Raw genomic sequence first — 900 nt, 5'->3', positions numbered from 1 at the left:
CCGGCCAGGCGCCCTCGGCCGCCAGCGCCGCCGGGCCGTCGATGCCGGGGCCGACGACCAGCGCCGCGTCGACCCCGAAATGCGCGCAGGCGAGCCGCAGCAGGGCGCCGCATTCGGCCTGCGCCGGCAGGCCTTCCGCTGGCGCGACCGGGGTCGCGCCGGTGTCGGTAATGAGCATACGAAACGAAAGGGAGTCCTCGGCGGGCGGGGTGGGCAGCGCCTCGCTCGCCCGTTGCGAGCCGGTTCTGGCGAGCAATGATAAATCGGTTTGGTGACGCCGAGGAATCGACGGGCAGGCTCGACGTGGGCCGTCTTGTATGAAGAACGTAAGCCGGAAGCCCGGCCCGATCGATGTGTACGCAACGGTAATCCGGCGGCAGCGGAAATCGCGAGCGCGGCGCGGCCCGGCGCAGTACCATGTGCGGCGGCCCGAGCCGGCCCATCCACACGCGGGACCCCCACATGAAAACATCGATACGCATTGCCCTGGCAGCATCGTTTTTCCTGGCCTCGGCCGCCTCGTTCGCGCAGGCGCCCGGCATCAGCCGCACCGAGGTCCTGACGCAGGACGTCTCGGTGCCGGGGCGCCACGCGGTGGTCTCGCGCGTGACGGTCGCGCCGCGCGGCGTGCTCGGCTGGCATACCCACGACGGCGACGAGATCAGCTACGTCGAGTCGGGCGACCTGACGTTGCTGGTGGCCGGCAAGCCGCAGCAGGTGGTGCATGCCGGCGGCGCCTTCGTGGTGCCGGCGGGCGTGGCGCACAGCGTGCGCAACGACGGCGAGGCGGCGGTCGCGTTGATCACGGTGCACGTGGTCGCCAAGGACAAGCCGCTCGCCACGCCGGCCGCCGCGCCGGCGCAGTAAGCCGCGCGCGGGCCGGCGAGGGCGGCCCGGCGC

General features: G+C 72.8%; 2 protein-coding genes. One reads left to right on the top strand and one right to left on the bottom strand.

Annotation, left to right across the window (positions count from 1 at the left end):
- The coding region (locus tag F3J18_RS37635) for a hypothetical protein (RefSeq protein WP_205195742.1) at positions 1-256 on the bottom strand (256 nt) is incomplete at its 3' end.
- 206 nt (positions 257-462) lie between these two features.
- On the opposite strand from F3J18_RS37635, the gene F3J18_RS37630 reads away from it, so the two are divergent.
- On the top strand, positions 463-867 hold the full coding sequence (locus F3J18_RS37630; protein WP_042284985.1) for a cupin domain-containing protein: 405 nt from the start codon (positions 463-465) through the stop codon (positions 865-867).
- Positions 868-900 lie beyond the last annotated feature (33 nt).

It is taken from the genome of Burkholderia sp. Ax-1720 (assembly GCF_011753035.1).
Classification (GTDB): Bacteria; Pseudomonadota; Gammaproteobacteria; order Burkholderiales; family Burkholderiaceae; genus Burkholderia; species Burkholderia gladioli.
The sequence above is the reverse complement of the archived record's forward strand: the minus strand, read 5'-3'. Positions and strand labels throughout refer to the sequence as shown.